This is a genomic window from Gimesia aquarii, assembly GCF_007748175.1.
Lineage (GTDB): Bacteria > Planctomycetota > Planctomycetia > Planctomycetales > Planctomycetaceae > Gimesia > Gimesia aquarii_A.
Map to the genome: position 1 here is coordinate 1,813,527 of NZ_CP037422.1, position 16,512 is coordinate 1,830,038.

General features: G+C 44.8%; 12 protein-coding genes and 1 tRNA gene. 5 read left to right on the top strand and 8 right to left on the bottom strand.

Features of this window, described 5'->3' with window-relative positions:
- Positions 1-42 precede the first annotated feature (42 nt).
- Complete coding sequence (locus tag V202x_RS07195) at positions 43-4,125, top strand: SUMF1/EgtB/PvdO family nonheme iron enzyme (protein ID WP_145172537.1); 4,083 nt, start codon at positions 43-45, stop codon at positions 4,123-4,125.
- 52 nt (positions 4,126-4,177) lie between these two features.
- Here V202x_RS07195 and V202x_RS07200 read toward each other — a convergent pair whose 3' ends face one another.
- From V202x_RS07200 to V202x_RS07215, 4 genes are all read right to left on the bottom strand, one after another.
- On the bottom strand, positions 4,178-5,629 hold the full coding sequence (locus V202x_RS07200; protein ID WP_145172539.1) for a sulfatase: 1,452 nt from the start codon (positions 5,627-5,629) through the stop codon (positions 4,178-4,180).
- 112 nt (positions 5,630-5,741) lie between these two features.
- The gene (locus V202x_RS07205) at positions 5,742-6,377 is read right to left on the bottom strand and encodes a hypothetical protein (protein WP_145172541.1); all 636 of its coding nucleotides are present in this window, start codon (positions 6,375-6,377) and stop codon (positions 5,742-5,744) included.
- Positions 6,378-6,474: 97 nt separating this feature from the next.
- Positions 6,475-7,875, bottom strand: a complete 1,401-nt coding sequence (gene sthA, locus V202x_RS07210) for a Si-specific NAD(P)(+) transhydrogenase (protein WP_145172543.1) — start codon at positions 7,873-7,875, stop codon at positions 6,475-6,477.
- 112 nt (positions 7,876-7,987) lie between these two features.
- A complete protein-coding gene (locus V202x_RS07215; RefSeq protein ID WP_197993268.1) occupies positions 7,988-8,557 on the bottom strand; it encodes a Uma2 family endonuclease in 570 nt (189 codons plus the stop codon).
- A 162-nt stretch (positions 8,558-8,719) separates the two neighbouring features.
- On the opposite strand from V202x_RS07215, the gene V202x_RS07220 reads away from it, so the two are divergent.
- Positions 8,720-9,211 (top strand): GNAT family N-acetyltransferase, encoded by a 492-nt coding sequence (locus V202x_RS07220; protein WP_145172547.1) that lies wholly within the window; start codon positions 8,720-8,722, stop codon positions 9,209-9,211.
- 43 nt (positions 9,212-9,254) lie between these two features.
- On the opposite strand, the gene V202x_RS07225 is transcribed toward V202x_RS07220, so the two are convergent.
- Positions 9,255-9,755, bottom strand: coding sequence for a carboxypeptidase-like regulatory domain-containing protein (locus V202x_RS07225; RefSeq protein WP_145172549.1), 501 nt, complete (start codon positions 9,753-9,755; stop codon positions 9,255-9,257).
- Positions 9,756-9,935: 180 nt separating this feature from the next.
- Positions 9,936-10,949, bottom strand: coding sequence for a DUF1559 domain-containing protein (locus V202x_RS07230; protein WP_144982490.1), 1,014 nt, complete (start codon positions 10,947-10,949; stop codon positions 9,936-9,938).
- A gap of 656 nt (positions 10,950-11,605) precedes the next feature.
- Here V202x_RS07230 and rfbD point away from each other — a divergent pair.
- The 3 genes from rfbD to V202x_RS07245 all read left to right on the top strand — a co-directional run bounded on the left by rfbD (position 11,606) and on the right by V202x_RS07245 (position 14,557).
- Positions 11,606-12,460, top strand: coding sequence for a dTDP-4-dehydrorhamnose reductase (gene rfbD / locus V202x_RS07235; protein WP_145172550.1), 855 nt, complete (start codon positions 11,606-11,608; stop codon positions 12,458-12,460).
- A 319-nt stretch (positions 12,461-12,779) separates the two neighbouring features.
- Positions 12,780-12,868 (top strand) — tRNA-Ser (locus V202x_RS07240).
- A 381-nt stretch (positions 12,869-13,249) separates the two neighbouring features.
- Positions 13,250-14,557: a Gfo/Idh/MocA family protein gene (locus V202x_RS07245; protein ID WP_145172552.1), complete on the top strand. Its 1,308-nt coding sequence runs from the start codon at positions 13,250-13,252 to the stop codon at positions 14,555-14,557.
- A 93-nt stretch (positions 14,558-14,650) separates the two neighbouring features.
- Here the strand turns inward: V202x_RS07245 and V202x_RS07250 are convergent, their stop codons facing one another.
- Together V202x_RS07250 and V202x_RS07255 are read right to left on the bottom strand one after the other, a co-directional pair.
- Positions 14,651-15,016 (bottom strand): hypothetical protein, encoded by a 366-nt coding sequence (locus tag V202x_RS07250; protein ID WP_145172554.1) that lies wholly within the window; start codon positions 15,014-15,016, stop codon positions 14,651-14,653.
- Positions 15,017-15,414: 398 nt separating this feature from the next.
- Positions 15,415-16,371: a mannonate dehydratase gene (locus tag V202x_RS07255; protein ID WP_145172556.1), complete on the bottom strand. Its 957-nt coding sequence runs from the start codon at positions 16,369-16,371 to the stop codon at positions 15,415-15,417.
- Between the last annotated feature and the right edge of the window lie 141 nt (positions 16,372-16,512).

Below are 16,512 nucleotides of genomic sequence, written 5' to 3' on the forward strand. Positions count from 1 at the left end.
AATTGCTATTGAGCTCCCTAGGATCCTTCCGTAACCAGTGCAATGACAAAATTTGATCCTTATCAAAGATGGCTTGGTATTCCACCTCAAGATCAGCCTCCCCACTTTTATCGCCTGCTGGGTCTGGAATTGTTTGAAGACGACCCCGAAGTCATTAAAGCAGCTGCCGAGAATGCCATCGCGTTCATCCAGCAAAATGCCTTTGGTGAAGAATTGCAACAGTCACAAAAGTTGCTGGAAAATATTGAGAAAGTCTCCGCATACCTGTTGTCTCCCCCTCACAAAGCAAAATATGACAAAAAGCTGAAAGCCAAACTGGGGATTTCTACGTCAGAGATTGATACCACAGAAAAACAGATACAACAGGCAAACCACAAACAGAGAACGTTACAATCACAAATGCCTGAAAATTCGCAGGCAATCCAGGTGGAATCACCGTCTATCACATCTTCAATACAAACAAGAAAAAATCAGTCCCAACTAAAGCTGTTGGGGCTCCATTTCAGTACTCGGTGGGCAATTGCGGGTATTGTTAGTCTCTTGTCTCTCACGATCATGTTCTATGCGCTCTTTATGGGTGGCAGAGAAGAATCCAGTCCCCAATCTCAAGTTGCAGACACGAAACAACCAGCAAAACCAGAAACGAATTCAGTTCAAACGTATCAGGAGACTAAAGCTCAGCAACAAAATTCTGCTCGTGAAAACAGGAAGCAAGCTAAAAAACAAATGCAAGCGATTGTGGAACCCAAAGCAGAAATCCCTTCAGCAGCCAAAGCGTTTACGGGACAATTTACAGTACGAGCGGATTCCATCAAAAAAGAGATGGGGAAACAACTGGAGGATGTCACCGTTGATGTGATATACCAACCGGGCCGCGATAAAAACGAACGGTTTGTCCTGGGGACGATAAAAACAGACGATAAGGGGCAGGGACAATTAGAGGTGAAGTTAACACCGAAAGAACAAACAGGAAGATTTCTAGTCAAGTTAACAAAGGACAATGAAAGCTGGGAACGCAGGCTGGACGGCTTTCCGAATGAACTGTCGCATACCCTGACGATTCCTGTCGCAGTCGAGCCAGAATATTTAAATCCGGAGTGGCTTGAGCAGCGTTTGGAACAAGTTGGCATCGATAAAATGATCGAAGAATACCAGAACGTTAAGGCCCCAGATATTCAAGCCGTTTATTCTGCGCTCGATTTGTCTCGACATATTCTGCGCGATCATCCCGAAGCATTACGGGAACAATTGCAGGCTCGGTTGCTAAATCGACAGGAACCAACCTTAGCAAAGTTCCAGGTACTCCCCAAACAGCGTATCCGAGTTCGTTCTGAATGGCCCACATTTAATCAAGCAGGCGGGACACTCATACGAACGTTCTCGGGACATTTACAAAGTATTTCTTGTGTGGCTATGACTCATGACGGAAAGCATGCCGTTTCCGGGGCACGCGATAGGTTATTAAAAATTTGGGACCTCTCTACTGGCAGACCGCTCCATACACTGAAAGGACATTCCCGTGCTGTTTTCTGCGTAGCAGTGACACCGGATGCAAAATATGTCGTTTCAGGATCGGATGATAAAACATTGAAAATATGGGAACTTGCTACTGGAAAACTGATTCAAACATTCAAAGGACATGTTGGTTCCATTTTCAGTATCGCAGTGTCCCCGAATGGGAAGCATGTTGTTTCAGGATCAAGAGACAAGACTGTCAAAATCTGGGAACTCGCTTCGGGGAAAATTGTTAAAACAATAAAGGGGCACAAACATAGTGTTAAATCTATTACGATCTCATCGGACGGAGAGCGGATTCTTTCCGGATCAGGGTACAGCATCGTATTAAATCACTTTAAAACTGGCAAACAGATGCGAGTTATTAAAAGCAGATCATATGACTTCGATCAGGTTGTAATGACACCTGACGGACAATATGCCATTTCGGGTGGTGGTGAACCCAAGATCTGGGATCTCTCTAGTGGCAAACTTCTTCGGACTCTTGAAAAACCTTCTGATTATGTTTCTTGTCTCACAGTTTCATCGGATGGAAAGCAAATTATTGCCGGGTCGAATCGAGAAATTTGTGTATGGGATTTCATCAGCGGTAAATTGATTCGAACGATCAAAAAGCATATCGAAGGAGTAAATTGTGTCGCGATATCACCCGATGGGAAACAGATCATTTCAGGATCGAGGGACAAAACATTGAAACTCTGGGCGTCTGAAGTGAGCAGTCAAATCCAGATGCCAGGAATGCATTCACATGAAGTAAAATGCGTGGTCGTTTCTTCCGACGGGAAAGAAGCAATTTCAGGTGCCGTTCATGAACTGAAGGTCTGGGATCTTGTTAACGATACATTATCTAAAGATCTCAATAAAGGAGTTGGGTTTTCTAACGATAACTGGCTTTCATATATGCCAGATAAAAGATATGTGATTTCAAAATCATACTCCCAGTTGCTAGGCTGGGATTTGACGACAGGTAAGATAAGCCACGAATTCCTACCTGAGATTGCCTTCGGGATTGTGGCAGTAATACCAGATGGAACACAATGTATTGTGAGTTCAAAAAACAAACGGACAACACGGGATGAATTAAAAGTGTGGGATCTCACCACAAACAAACTGCTCCATACACTTGAAGGCCATGAAAAAAGAGTTACTTGTCTGGATGTATCTGCAGATGGAAAGCAAGTTTTTTCAGGAGCTCCCAATGAATTGAAAGTTTGGGATCTGACTAGTGGAAAGCTGCTCCGCACGTTTGAAAAACAAATCGGAAACATTCATTGTCTGGCATTATCGCAAGATGGAAAGCGAGCCCTGACAAGCACAGTGAGAAACAGAACACATGATATTAAAGTCTGGGATCTTACCAATGGAAACATTCTTCACTCACTGAAAGGTCATACTCAAGATATTAATTGCTTGGCCGTTTCACCGGATGCAAAGTGGGCTGTTTCCATTGCCAGAGGTAATACTCTCAAACTGTGGAACCTTCATAAAGGAAAGTTGCTTACTACTTATATTATTGACGATATCGCTCGAGATATCACGATTAGCCCCGATAACAGAACGTTGATTCTCGGGTGTCAATCAGGCCAAGTTCATAAATTGCTGATTCAGATGGCAGGAGAAATGAAGAAGACTCAGCCCGGTCCCACAATTCTTACAGAGCATGAAGTCAAACATCGACAGAATGAATTGGCGAAGAAGCTCAATAAAAAAATTCGCATCAAGAATTCACTCGGAATGGAATTGGCATTGATTCCTGAAGGAGAATTTTTGATGGGAAGCAGTAAATCCGAGGTTGTAAGCGCGAAACAGTTCAAGTTATACGATGATGATCACAGCGATGAATTTCCTCAACATCGGGTACAAATTTCAAAATCGTTTTATATGGGCGTACATGAAGTCTCATATGAGCAATTTCAAAAATTTGTAAAAATGACGGGTTACAAGACCGACGTTGAACGAACTCGTAAAGGTGGTTTTGGCTGGAACGAATCGACTGAAACCTTTGTCTCCGTTTCACCCAAATTCAGCTGGAGAGACTCAGGCTGGAGGAGTACTCGTTACCATCCGGTATTGAATGTTACCTGGAACGATGCGACGATTTTTTGCGCATGGCTCAGTCGTCAGGAGGGAGTGCAGTACCGCTTGCCCACTGAAGCCGAATGGGAATATGCCTGTCGCGCAGGAACGAACACGTTGTATTATCATGGAAATGATCCGAAAAAATTATCTGAAATTGGAAATATCTGGGATGGAACCGCCAAAGAAACATTCAAGACAAACTACCCGGAAGTGACTGGTATTTTAACGGAAGATGGCTTTGCTTTTACGTCTCCTGTGGGAAATTATCGAGCCAACAACTGGGGGCTGTTCGATATGCATGGAAACGTTTCAGAGTGGTGCAGCGACTTTTACAAGGAAAGCTATTACGATCAATTTGCAGGAAAGCCAGCGATAGATCCCCAGGGACCTCAGTCTGGCTCTACACATGTTGTGCGTGGCGGCTCGTGGTATCTCTTCCCTGAATACGTTCGGTCTGCCTATCGCTCCAAACTTCCACTGACAAGCTGCGGCGACAACGTCGGTTTCCGCGTTGTGCGCGAATTAGAATAAGGCTTGCACTGAATTTGAAATGGGAATCGATTCCCATTTCGTAACAGCATATCTATTTTGTCGAGTTGTTCCTTTTATTTTTCGCTTTCCTTTTCTGGTTCTTCTTCTGTTTACCTCTACGGGATTGATCGTGTGGTGCATCGACTGCGTTTTTACGTGGGAATCCTTTGGCAAGCTGTTGCTTGACTTCTGCATATGCGGGGTCGTCTGCGAGATTCTTCCATTCCATCGGATCTTTGCGATGGTCATAGAGTTCTTCACTTCCATCTTTGTAGCGGATCAAACGATATCGATTACTACGCACGGCGTGATTAAGTCGTCCATGTGTCGTTAACGCCAGGCGATCCCACGTCTTGGCAGGATCTTTCAATAAAGGCACCAAACTGATGCCATCCAGATGTTCTCCTACAGGAAGCGAACATAATTCACAGAGCGTCGGGTAAATGTTCATGAAATCAATGGCCTGTCCGCAACGCGATCCTGCCTTAGTGACTCCCGGTACGAACATCACCAAGGGCGCACGGGTGGCTTCTTCCCAGAGTGAAAACTTGCGCCAATGATGCTTTTCCCCTAAATGCCAGCCATGGTCTCCCCATAGAATCACAATCGTATTTTTGGCATGAGGGCTGGCATCCAATGCATCCAGAACACGCCCCACCTGCACATCAGCAAAGGCCATACTTGCTAAATATGCCTGCACAGCATGACGCCAGTTGTCAGTTTTCAAAATCCTGGCATGATCACCACCCGGTTTAGCCATTCGCACACCCGCATCAGGGATATCTTTCAGATCGTTTTCCAGCACCTTGGGAAGTTGAATTTGATCTAGGGGATACCTGTCGTAATATTTGCGAGGTACCTGCCAGGGCATATGCGGCCGATAGATTCCACACGCCAAAAAGAATGGTTTCTCATGTTTTTTGCCAAGATAGTCGATGGCGTAATTAGCCATTTTGAAATCGCTCATTTCCTGATCTTTGACATCGAGCACTCCCCAGATGATTGACCCCGCACGACTGTGCGGATCGTTCAAAACAGCTAACGTTGGTTTGGGATCACCGGTCTGTTTTAAATAGTCATCCCACGAATCTGGATCAGTATATCGACCATGAAATATTTTTCCTGATCCAATGGCATGGTAACCATGTTTACGAAAATGCTGGGGCAGCGTCACTGCTTTCTGCATGACGGGTCGCCAGGGTTGCGAGTTCAAATAGACACCCGAATTAGAGGGACGAATTCCCGTCATGAGAGCAACCCGTGAAGGATTGCACGCAGGTGCGGCACAATGCGCATTCGTAAACAAGGTCCCTCGGGCAGCCAGACGATCAATATTAGGAGTCTTGCAATCGGGGTGACCTCCCAGACAACTAATCCAGTCATTTAAATCATCGACGGCGATGAACAGAACATTCAGCCGTTCTGTTTCTGCTTGGCAATCATCTGTATCCAAACCGATTGCCACGAACAGAAAAAACAAGATACCAATGATCGAACGGCTCATTAATTAGCTCTCCTGAGTTTTTAATTAAGTGCACATTTTCAGAAATTGTCGATTATATGTGGTTTGAGAGGTTCTTCAAAAGAAATTAAATGCAAACAGTATGATTTTTGACTTACTTGATTGATGTATCTGCTTTAACACGATTTAAAAACTGAGCCCCCCGCATTGACATACGTTCTTCAGGTATCTTACATAAAATAGCCTGCCCGTTATCAAGCATGATTAATCCTTCGAGCTCCGCTTGAGGGATGACTGTCGTTGAGAGCCAATGATCTTGTTTCATCGGTAAATAAGCAAACATCCAGGCCGACTCATTGCGGTCTCTTTGATTACTTTCCGCATTCAATTTCACAGCCCGAAAACTTGTGAGGCGAGCAGAAGAAGAACTTCCAGTCAACAATCGCAACAATCCGGGTTTCTCACGGTCTCGAAGAAAATTAGGAGTAGTACGATCGTTACCACTCCCCTGAACCCCCTCTAATAGTTCTTTACCCAATGCTTCAGCAAGCAAAACTCGCCAGCTCACTCCCTGCTTCTGGGCATCGTTAAAAACTGAACTTCCTTTTAGATCTTTGTAATTCAAGGCTGAGATAGAAAGATAGCTTAGTTGCCCCATCACCATTGAATCGTATGCGGCTTGTTGGGCTTTTTGTACCCGGGTGATCAGAAACATAAGCCCTGCAAACAGCAGAAAGAATAATGCAAAGGCCCAGAAAAGACGCTTACGAAAGATTTCTCGGAAATGCATTTCCTATCCCTCTCCTAAAGTCTTTTACTAGCCTCGATCCGAATACGGGATCACGGCAGCTCATACATGTGTATTTTCACCGATCTAAAAAATTTTATTAGAACAATCGATTATAACCATTCAACGCAGCCACGCGATATGCTTCTGCCATTGTGGGATAATTAAATGTCGTATTGATGAAATACAGCAGTGTATTCGCTTCACCCGGTTGCGACATAATCGCCTGACCGATGTGGATAATTTCGGAGGCATTTGGTCCAAAACAATGAATCCCCAGAATCTCCAGCGTATCGCGATGAAATAATAGCTTCAACATTCCTGTCGGACAGTTCACAATCTGTGCTCGTGCCAGATGCTTGAACATGGAATGCCCTACTTCGTAAGGAATTTTTGCCTCTGTCAATTCTCGCTCGGTCTTTCCCAGTGAACTGATTTCGGGGCTGGTATAAATACCTGTCGGAATGTCGCGAATCAGAGCGCGTTCACATTCACCATTATCCAGATGGCTGGCTGCGTAGCGTCCCTGCACATACGCAGCACTGGCGAGTGAGGGATAACCGATGATATCTCCCACAGCATAGATGTGTGGCAAATTCGTTTGGAAATCATCATTCACTTCAATCTGTCCACGGGAGTTTGGTTCGATGTCTAACGTGTCCAATCCCAGATCTTCCGAGTTTCCAGTCCGACCAGCGGCAAACAGCAAAATATCCGTCTTCAGTTTCTTCCCCGATTGAAGTGCCGTAATCACACCATCGTTGGTTCCTGCAATCGATTCATAATATTCACGATGTCGCAGTAAGACGCCGCTTTCGCGCATATGATAACTTAGCGCATCACTGATTTCATCATCTAAAAAATCCAGGAGGGAATCGCGAGTATTCACTAAATTGACTTTCATACCCATCGTTCGCAGCATTGAAGCATACTCACAACCAATCACCCCAGCTCCGTAGACTGTGATGGAGCGTGGCGTGAAATCGAGATTGAGAATCGTATCGCTACAAAAGACACGAGGATGACTGAAATCAATATCATCGGGCCGATAAGGTCGAGAACCAGTGGCAATGACAGCATAATCAAACGTGATCTCTTCGGTCAGACCGTTGGGCGTATCGATACGCATGCGATGTGGGTCTATAAACCGGGCAGCCCCTTCAATCAGTTCCACGCCATTCCGCTCATAAAACGTACGTCGCATGGCAACCTGCTTTTGAATCACCGAGGCCGCAGACTTTCGAAGTTCCGGAAACTCTAAGTCAATCGTCATACCGGGACGACTCATCTGACGCATGTAGTTATTGACTTCCGACATTCGCAGAATGGCATACCGGAGTGCCTTACTGGGAATCGTTGCAGTATGTGTGCAATTCCCACCAATTTCATAAAATTTCTCAATCGCGATCACAGATTTGTTCTGTTTGATGGCTTGCATCGCCGCCCCTTCGCCGCCGGGGCCGGTTCCGATCACTGCGACATTAAAATGTAAATCAGACATCCCTGAAGTTTCCTTGATTTCTTTTCATCAAACACAACTGAAACGAGCAACCATTTCTCAGCAAACATGTGATGAATTTAAAACTACGATTAAAAATTACGAAAACAATAAATTACCACCATACCGGTTCTGCAAACAAGTCCTTTAACTTCATAGCAAATCCAGGCAATACTGTGCCTCCAGTCATTTTTCCATTAATATCAATCACCTGGCTCTCACTTCCAGCCACATATTCGAGAACTTCCTGCTTGGGGGGATCGATCACCCAAATCAGGTCAACACCCCATTGAACATAGTCATTGACATGGTCACTCATTAACTGACGCCGCTGATGAGTTGATGCAATTTCCACAATCACCGTGGGTTTTCGCTCTGAAATGACTTTGTCAGTCTCTTCAAATCGATTCCCACTGTTAAAAATAGCAGCCGGTGGAAAACGTACTGTATCGGGTCCGCGATTGACCAGCAGCCCTAACTCAAAGCAAGCGTACCCTTGATCGACTTGATGCAAATAGAGAGAGAGCACTTTCGACAAATTAAGCACAATCGTCCCATGTTCAATATCGGGAGGGTCCAGCGTTACAATTTTTCCCTGGACGAGCTCAGTCCAGCGACCTGCATCAGGCAATTCAAGCCGGGCTTCTAAAAATTGTTCGGCGGTGTAAATTGGTGATTCAGCCATCCACTCTCCCATCAACGTACACTTATATTAATTTAAAACCGCCCTAAAGCAGGTTTTGTTAACACTCCTTTATTTTTCCATGCAAACATCATAGCATACAGCCGGTTCGCTCGTCAGTCTCATCCGATGTTTCCCTCCAGCAATCACAATTGATTTACTGCCATGAAAATTCGCCCCTACCATCCAGATGATCTCGCGGTATTGAAAGAAATCACCGTGGAAGCGTTTCAAGGTGTTTCCATAGACCATGGTATCGAAAAAGAATTTGGAATCATTAACGACCATGACTGGAAATGGCGAAAAGCACGGCATGTGGAAGCAGACGCCTGCCGCGAACCGGAAGGCATCTTCGTTGCAGAATGGGAAGGGAAAATCGTCGGATATATCTCGACGTGGCATGACCCCGAAGAGAGTATTGGCTATATTCCTAATATGGCGTTTGTTCCCGAATGCCGCGGGCAGGGCATGGGACGTAAGCTGCTTGAATTCGCGCTCGATCATTTTCGCAAGTTAAATCTTTCGCTTGCGAAAATCGAAACACTGGAACAAAACGCAATTGGCAACCACCTTTATACATCACTTGGTTTCAAAGAAATCGTCAAGCAGGTTCACTTCGTGGCCCCGCTTTCAACATCTTCCACAGATGAAAATTAGTCTTTTACCAATTGAACTCGCTGATTAAGATTCTGCGATACACTTAACGTTTCGCCATTGATTTCACTCTGAAATCTAAAGCTTCATTCCCAGTCGGGCTGATATCCGCAGTAAATGATGTTGTATTTGCATTAGTGAACTTCACAGGAATCGTTTCTTTGGCACCAACATTCATGGGTCCCTCTTCCGAATTCCGAGAATCCCACACCGAACCATTTTCCAGTAAAAAGCGACTGAATGTAACACGATATTTACCTGGTTTGACACCTGGAAAATCTTCAGGCTTTATATTGGAACCTCCTGGTGGTGACATCATATGATACTTTCCTGTCTCGTCGGTAACCCCAATCGCAAACCGCCCAGCCCCAGTCTCTTCAGGTGTGAAAGTAATTTGAGTCCCTTCCACCGGTTTATCATCAATGTTGATGATCCCTTTCACTGGGACAAGACCTTCCTTGAACTTTGCGATATCCTGTCCACCGCTACAACCGGTGAAAGTCATGAAACTCAAAATTACGATCCAGATAAGTTGATTAATATACATTTGATAAATCTCTTTTTGATGGTGTATTTGAATAAGTAGAGGTGAAACGGTGATTCGGAATTTCATGAAATGTTAAAATCACAAAGCTAACCTTCGCCGGATCAATCTGAAATTGATCCGGCGGAAAGTAAAATACTCAGTGTTGTTGCCTTCAATTCGCACTTCCTGAAGGACTTAGGTTTAAAACTCGCCTACAACCTGCCCATCGGAAATGCGGGCCAGATTTAGGACCAGAGTCCGGTCCAGATTCTCACTCAGGAAACGAACAGCGCCATCTCCCAGCAGAAAATGTGCCCCCCCTTCGTGGTAGCTTCCCGCGTAACTCCAACTGGCGAGTTTTGGTGATCTATCGACTCCAGAATAAATATGGTTGTTAATTCCGAAATGGGGATCAATACCAGCCTGTAACCACCCCCGGTAACCCCAGGGTGCAGCGCTTCCATTGTAAACATCGTATTTTGTTTCACCCATCGCCAGGGTATTACTCGACCCATCGATGATGTCAGCAAGAGAACAATAGCTGTTGTCACCAAACATTCTACGATTCGTGAACGCAGTCAAAGCGGAAGTTCGCCAATCATTGCAATTTGCATGTCTGTAGTTCGCATACACAATGAAATCGTAGTTGGTCTTTCGACCGACTACGCCACTGGCAGCTCTGTACGTCGGAGTGTCTGCTGTAAGCTCCTCGGTCTTAGGTTGCGAAGGACAATGCAATACGTCGATTTTTGTTTGATGAAGTGCGCCGTTTCCATTAGTGGCCGGGTTACCTAAGACAGTTTGTGAACAACTACCCGAAGGCCCCGTTTGTGCCGAGTAGCCTGGTGTTGAAGCAACTGCTTCTCCCATCGCAGAGTTAAAGTTGTATTGGTTGTAGAGGGCAGTTTGATCAATAAAGGGAAGTAGCATCAGCAAACCGTTTGTATTCATCACCAGACAGTTACCATGCCCAGGCGCAGTATAGGCGGTGCCACAAACTCCTTTGTTATAAACGGAAGCTGGAAAAACACGATGTGTATCATGGTAATTATGTAAGGCTAATCCCATTTGCTTCAAATTATTTTTACAAGTGCTGCGTCTGGCTGCTTCACGCGCCTGCTGAACAGCCGGAAGCAGTAAAGCGATCAAAATTGCGATGATTGCAATCACCACTAACAGTTCAATGAGTGTAAATCCACGACGGTTACTTTTCATGGTCTTCTCCTGTGGTAGAAAGTTATGAAACAGAATTTAAAAATTCCAACCCATCAGCCGGAAGCAATACATCACCACGAGAATCTAAAGCTTAGAAAGCCGTATGAAATACCACGGGGGCATATTCGAACGCTCAATTAATTAAGGTTAGATATTAATTTAATTAACAAACTTATGATATTTACTGGACATTAACGTGTCAAAAACAAAATGATTATTATGTTAATATTATCAAAATATTTCAGACCACGATTCGACCAGAAATGCCTTAGTTCGCTTCATGAATTGCTGTGTTTCAAAAACATATTTTTTATAGACAAGTACGCGCAAACTCTGATGAAATAGGAGAGTTTCTTTTTGTTCATACCTACTAAAGGTACACATTTACCCTTAAAACACTCGGTATCTAATACTCGTATCTCAGATAAGTGTCACAGATAAATTGTTTAAAACTCTGAGTGAGAAGAGAGATAGATTGAATGCGTATATCCCGCCCCCAAAACCAATTGGATTCGCTGTTGATTCTGAAAAGACCAACCGCTAAAACCAATTCTGTAAGAGACAACGTCCCCCTGATTACTTTCTGCGATTACCTTTGTGCGAGAACAGAACAAGGTCTTGGTTCAATTTATTACTTTCAGTCAGGTTCATAGCAAATGCGCATCACTGTCATCGGCTCTCAAGGACAACTGGGATGCGATCTGATGTCGACTCTGAGTTCAGATAGACATCAACTCACAGGTCTGACACATCAACAAATAACAATTGAAGATGCTGACAGTGTGGAATCTGCCCTTACCGAGAGTCAGCCCGAACTGATAATCAATACGGCCGCCTATAACAAAGTCGATCAGGCAGAATCAACTCCGGAAGTGGCCTTTGCTACGAATGCACTGGGTCCGCGTAATCTGGCATTGTATTGCCAGAAACACAAAATCCGGTTAGTGCATATCAGCACTGATTATGTGTTTGGGTTCGATTCAACACGCAAGTCAGCATATCGTGAAACGGATCTGCCCGGTCCCATAAGTGTCTACGGACAAAGTAAATTAGCGGGTGAATACTTTGTACGTGCGATTTGCGCTCAACATTTTGTGATCCGTACTTGCGGGCTCTATGGAACAGCGGGTAAATCTGGAAATGGCAATTTCGTCGAAACCATGTTACGCCTGGGTCAGGAACGAGATGAACTCTCTATCATTAACGATCAATATTGCACGCCCACGTCCACTCTTGATCTATCAGCGGCAATCAAAAATCTGATTCAGACTGATCGCTTGGGCTTATACCATGTCACTAACGAGGGTCAAACCACCTGGTTCGAATTCGCTCAAACCATTTTCGATTTCGCCGGACTAACTGTGAAAATGAACCCCATCTTAACGGAACAATATAACGCGCCCGCTGAACGCCCTCGATTCAGCGTGCTGGATTGTGCTCAGTTCAAAAAAGTAACTGGCTTTTCACTTCCGCATTGGAAAGAGGCTTTGCAAACCTATTTGGAATCATAGTTTTTTATATCGCCATAAGCATTTATATGAAAACGACTTATAAGCGAATAACTATCAGGCAAAAATGATGATACAGTAGAAAAGTCACTTGGATTATTCTGTGATTTCAACGTTTCACCTCTTTGGTCTCGGACATTCACAATTCAAAATGAGGAAACCATTGCAGCTGAGATTTTGGTTTGATACACTCCCTTTCCGGCATGGAGTGAATTTACCGAAGTCTCTGCATAATCAGAGCTTTACTCCGTTGACATTCCATGCAAAAATCAGCATAAAGAGTTCTTGATGGCCCACTCAATCTGTGGATCACTTAAGACTTGGAGAGATGGCAGAGAGGCCGAATGCGCCGGTTTGCTAAACCGGTGAGCCGTGTAAACGGTTCCACGGGTTCGAATCCCGTTCTCTCCGTATTTTCATAAGCCACTTCTTTCAAGTTCATAATATTACTTGAGAGAAGTGGCTCTTTTCATTTCCAGCATGAAAACAAAACTGTTTGCTTGTGAACGCAATCTCAATCACAAAGTATTGATCCCCCATTCCCCTTGTTTCTGTGGTGATTCGCAACGATCACTATCTCCGAACATCTCCCATCTTTTCTCACAATTAGCTCGATTTGCGTTTTAGGATGCGATATATTAAGAAAAGTTTATATATTTGAGATAAATTCACCCACCTTGATCTGCAACCAAAAAATGATGGGGTCTATTTTCCATTATTCACTGCTTGCTAGCCAAAATTTTTGATAAATCATTCCTCAAGCATCTTGAATTACCTCTAAGGAGAATTTTGATGTCAAATTCTGTCGACCGTCGTGAGTTTCTCAAAAAAGCGTTGATCGCAGGAACCGCTGTGCCCGCTTTAGCGACTTCCTTGCCGTTTGCTACTGCTGAAAATGAAACGAAAAAGAAGGGACCTAACGAAAAATTAAATCTGGCAACCATCGGAGTCGCTGCCCGCGCGTATTCCAATATTAAAGGAACAAAATCAGAAAATTTTGTGGCCTTATGCGACATCGATTCAAAGCGGCTGGAAAAAGCGGCTCAAGAGTTTCCTCACGCCGATACCTATGATGACTATCGAAAAGTCTTCGATCGAAATGATCTGGACGCTGTGTTGGTGAGTACGCCCGATCATATGCATGCTCCGGCGGTCGCAGCGGCTCTGCGAAAAGGTTTGCCTGTCTATTGTGAAAAACCATTAACACACTCAGTCTATGAAGCCCGTGTACTGACCGACCTGGCAGCCAAAGCTGGTGTTGCGACTCAGATGGGGAATCAGATTCATGCCACAGATAACTATCGTACGGTAGTCGAAACGGTGCAGTCTGGTGTGATCGGCCCTGTTCGACGAGTGCATGTCTGGTTGGGTGGTGGAGTTCGTATTGAAGGCAAGAGGGCAAAGGAAAATCATCCTCCCGCACACGTTAACTATGATCAATGGATCGGTCCCGCTCCCTTCCGTCCCTATGATGAATCTCACTTTCATTTCAATTGGCGTTACTGGTGGGACTTTGGGAATGGCCAACTCGGTGACTTTGGTTGTCACTATATGGATCTTCCCTTTTGGGCCTTAAAATTGAAGTATCCCAAAACCGTCGTCGCTGTCGGCAAAAAAGGGCATGCCGGAGAGAACGATTGCCCCAGTCAGATGCGAGTGGATTACGAATTCGGAGCGCGTGAGGACCTGCCGCCCGTGCATATGACCTGGTACCACGGTGGCTGGAAGCCCAAAGGGGCAGAAGTTTATGAAAAAGGGAGTGCCGTCTTGTTTGAAGGTGACGATGGTCGCTTACTGGCTGACTATGGAACGAATAAATTATTTATGGAAGCCGGTAAAGATGCGAATCCAGTCAAACCATTCCTGACACGACCCAAGAGCCACCACATTGAATGGCTGGACGCGATCAGAAACGGAACCCCAACCGGTAGTAACTTCGGATACGCGGGTCCTTTGACCGAAACAGTGCTCCTGGGCAATGTCTCTTATCGAGTGGGACAAAAGAAACTGGAGTGGGATGCCGAAAATCTCAAAGTGACCAATGTTCCCGAAGCGGCCCAGTACGTCAAACGCGAATACCGCAAAGGCTGGACGCTTTAAAAGAGGCTTAGAGAAGGTTGCTTCTCGACAAATAAAAACAGCCTGCTGAATTCTGTATCTTAGATTCAGCAGGCTGTTTTCGTTTCAGGTCTATTATCGATATCTGACCACAGACCGATAATAGGGAGAAAATAATCCTGGTCCCCGCGTTTTATAAACGACCCTGCGAGGAGAATAATAATAGGGTGTCACTGGCGCATAGTAGGTTGTAACTGGCTGTACCACAACAGGAGCGGGCTGATAATAAACCGGAGTCACCACAGGAGCAGGCACATAAGCTGGTGCATAGTACATCGTCGTGGTTACCGGAGCAGGGACAGCATAAACTGGTGCGGGGCCTACATAAGGAAACGGATTACGGTAACGAGTGACAATGCGCTCACCTGCTTCGGAAACATTGGACATCAGGAACAGGCTAGCGACAACGGCTACTCCTGCTAACATTAATCGGACACGCATGGGACTGACTCCTAAAGAGTGGGAAATCGTATTTGGAACAAAGTGAGAGTAAGCCACTCTCAGCAATACAACTCAACCGCCAGCAACAAGACATCCTGCCTGACCATCAGCAATGGGCTGATTCCAACTTCGACTTCCCTGCGAGTCACCAGTTTCAATATCCGCTTGGGTAAGTTGCACCGTTAATAACGATTATACAAGGAATGCACCCTAGATCTACCGGCTAGTTAAAGTTTTTTACTAGCTGGTTCTTCAGGTTGATTGCAGCGTCATCAAGGCATTGGAGCCAAGTATTATAGTGTAGAAGCCGCTATGGTTAAAATGGACACTATCGAAATACAAATCAATGACTTGTGATAAGTACTTGTTTTCCGATGTCCGGCGGGAATTGAACCATCTCATTCATGACTGGCTGCCTGTATGAGTCCCTGCATGTATCCAAAGGCATGTAACCGCCCCAACATGGTATAACCGGGTTCTCCTGCTTCTTCTCCCACAAATTGGGGAACGTGATCAGGACGGATCGGACCTGTAAAACCGACCTGCTGATATGCCTTGATAGCAGAGTACATATCGGTTGCCCCATTATCGTGGAACGTTTCGACAAAATGCTCGCGCGTGCCTTTAATGTCACGGAAGTGCACATATTTGATATGTTGGCCCAGTTGATGAATCGTACCCGGGATATCAACACCCATTTCAGCGAAGGTTCCCTGGCAAAAGCAGATTGCATTCGCTGGACTGGGTACCATTTTCATTAGCTTTTCAAAACTCTCCACGCAGTTCATGATCCGTGCTTTTCCCATAAAAGAATCAAGAGGTGGATCATCAGGGTGCATGGCCAATGTTACTTGACAGTCCTCAGCAACAGGAACCAGTTCTTCAAGGAATCGCTCCAGATTATTCCAAAGTTGCTCACTTGAAATCGTGTTTGAATCTTGCTGTGGGGTTGTTTCAGAAAGGGAGACGGCTTGCTCAGCCTGATCGACGTCAAATCGAGTCACTAACGCACCACCCCGTTCACGTTCATCCAGTTTTGTGCGTACCCAGTCGGTTCCTGCCATAAAATTATAACAGAGAAACGGGATGCCGACCCTGTGCATATTCTGTAGCAACTGTTTCATTTCAAGAATCTCAGCATCGAAGTGCTGATTTCCCAGCTTAATGTTTTCGATGGGAAGATTTCCTTCTATCGCAGCTATCTTTAAACCAAATAATTGTACCTGTTTTTTGATAGATTCCAGCCGATCTTGCCCCTTGCCCGGATAACGGATTGTGACATGGGTGACTCCAATCTGAGAGAGTAATTGCAGGTTTTCCTCTGTGAATGGAGTGACAACAGAAGTCAGTTGCATGTTTGTTTTCTCTTTAAATGATCTTTTTAGAATTTCTATATTTCGATCCCGACATTGATTGTTCAAACTTTGTTATCACACGAGTGATTTCCCCAAAACGACAAAAATATCAGGTTCGATCCGTTTTTACATCCTAATTGT

Bases quoted from the DNA above. Each gene is read 5' to 3' on its own strand.
- sthA (WP_145172543.1), bottom strand. From the start codon at position 7,875: ATGTCTGATTTACATTTTAATGTCGCAGTGATCGGAACCGGCCCCGGC.
- V202x_RS07195 (WP_145172537.1), top strand. From the start codon at position 43: ATGACAAAATTTGATCCTTATCAAAGATGGCTTGGTATTCCACCTCAA.
- V202x_RS07230 (WP_144982490.1), bottom strand. From the start codon at position 10,949: ATGAAAAGTAACCGTCGTGGATTTACACTCATTGAACTGTTAGTGGTG.
- V202x_RS07225 (WP_145172549.1), bottom strand. From the start codon at position 9,755: ATGTATATTAATCAACTTATCTGGATCGTAATTTTGAGTTTCATGACT.
- V202x_RS07220 (WP_145172547.1), top strand. From the start codon at position 8,720: ATGAAAATTCGCCCCTACCATCCAGATGATCTCGCGGTATTGAAAGAA.
- V202x_RS07205 (WP_145172541.1), bottom strand. From the start codon at position 6,377: ATGCATTTCCGAGAAATCTTTCGTAAGCGTCTTTTCTGGGCCTTTGCA.
- V202x_RS07200 (WP_145172539.1), bottom strand. From the start codon at position 5,629: ATGAGCCGTTCGATCATTGGTATCTTGTTTTTTCTGTTCGTGGCAATC.
- V202x_RS07250 (WP_145172554.1), bottom strand. From the start codon at position 15,016: ATGCGTGTCCGATTAATGTTAGCAGGAGTAGCCGTTGTCGCTAGCCTG.
- rfbD (WP_145172550.1), top strand. From the start codon at position 11,606: ATGCGCATCACTGTCATCGGCTCTCAAGGACAACTGGGATGCGATCTG.
- V202x_RS07245 (WP_145172552.1), top strand. From the start codon at position 13,250: ATGTCAAATTCTGTCGACCGTCGTGAGTTTCTCAAAAAAGCGTTGATC.
- V202x_RS07215 (WP_197993268.1), bottom strand. From the start codon at position 8,557: ATGGCTGAATCACCAATTTACACCGCCGAACAATTTTTAGAAGCCCGG.
- V202x_RS07255 (WP_145172556.1), bottom strand. From the start codon at position 16,371: ATGCAACTGACTTCTGTTGTCACTCCATTCACAGAGGAAAACCTGCAA.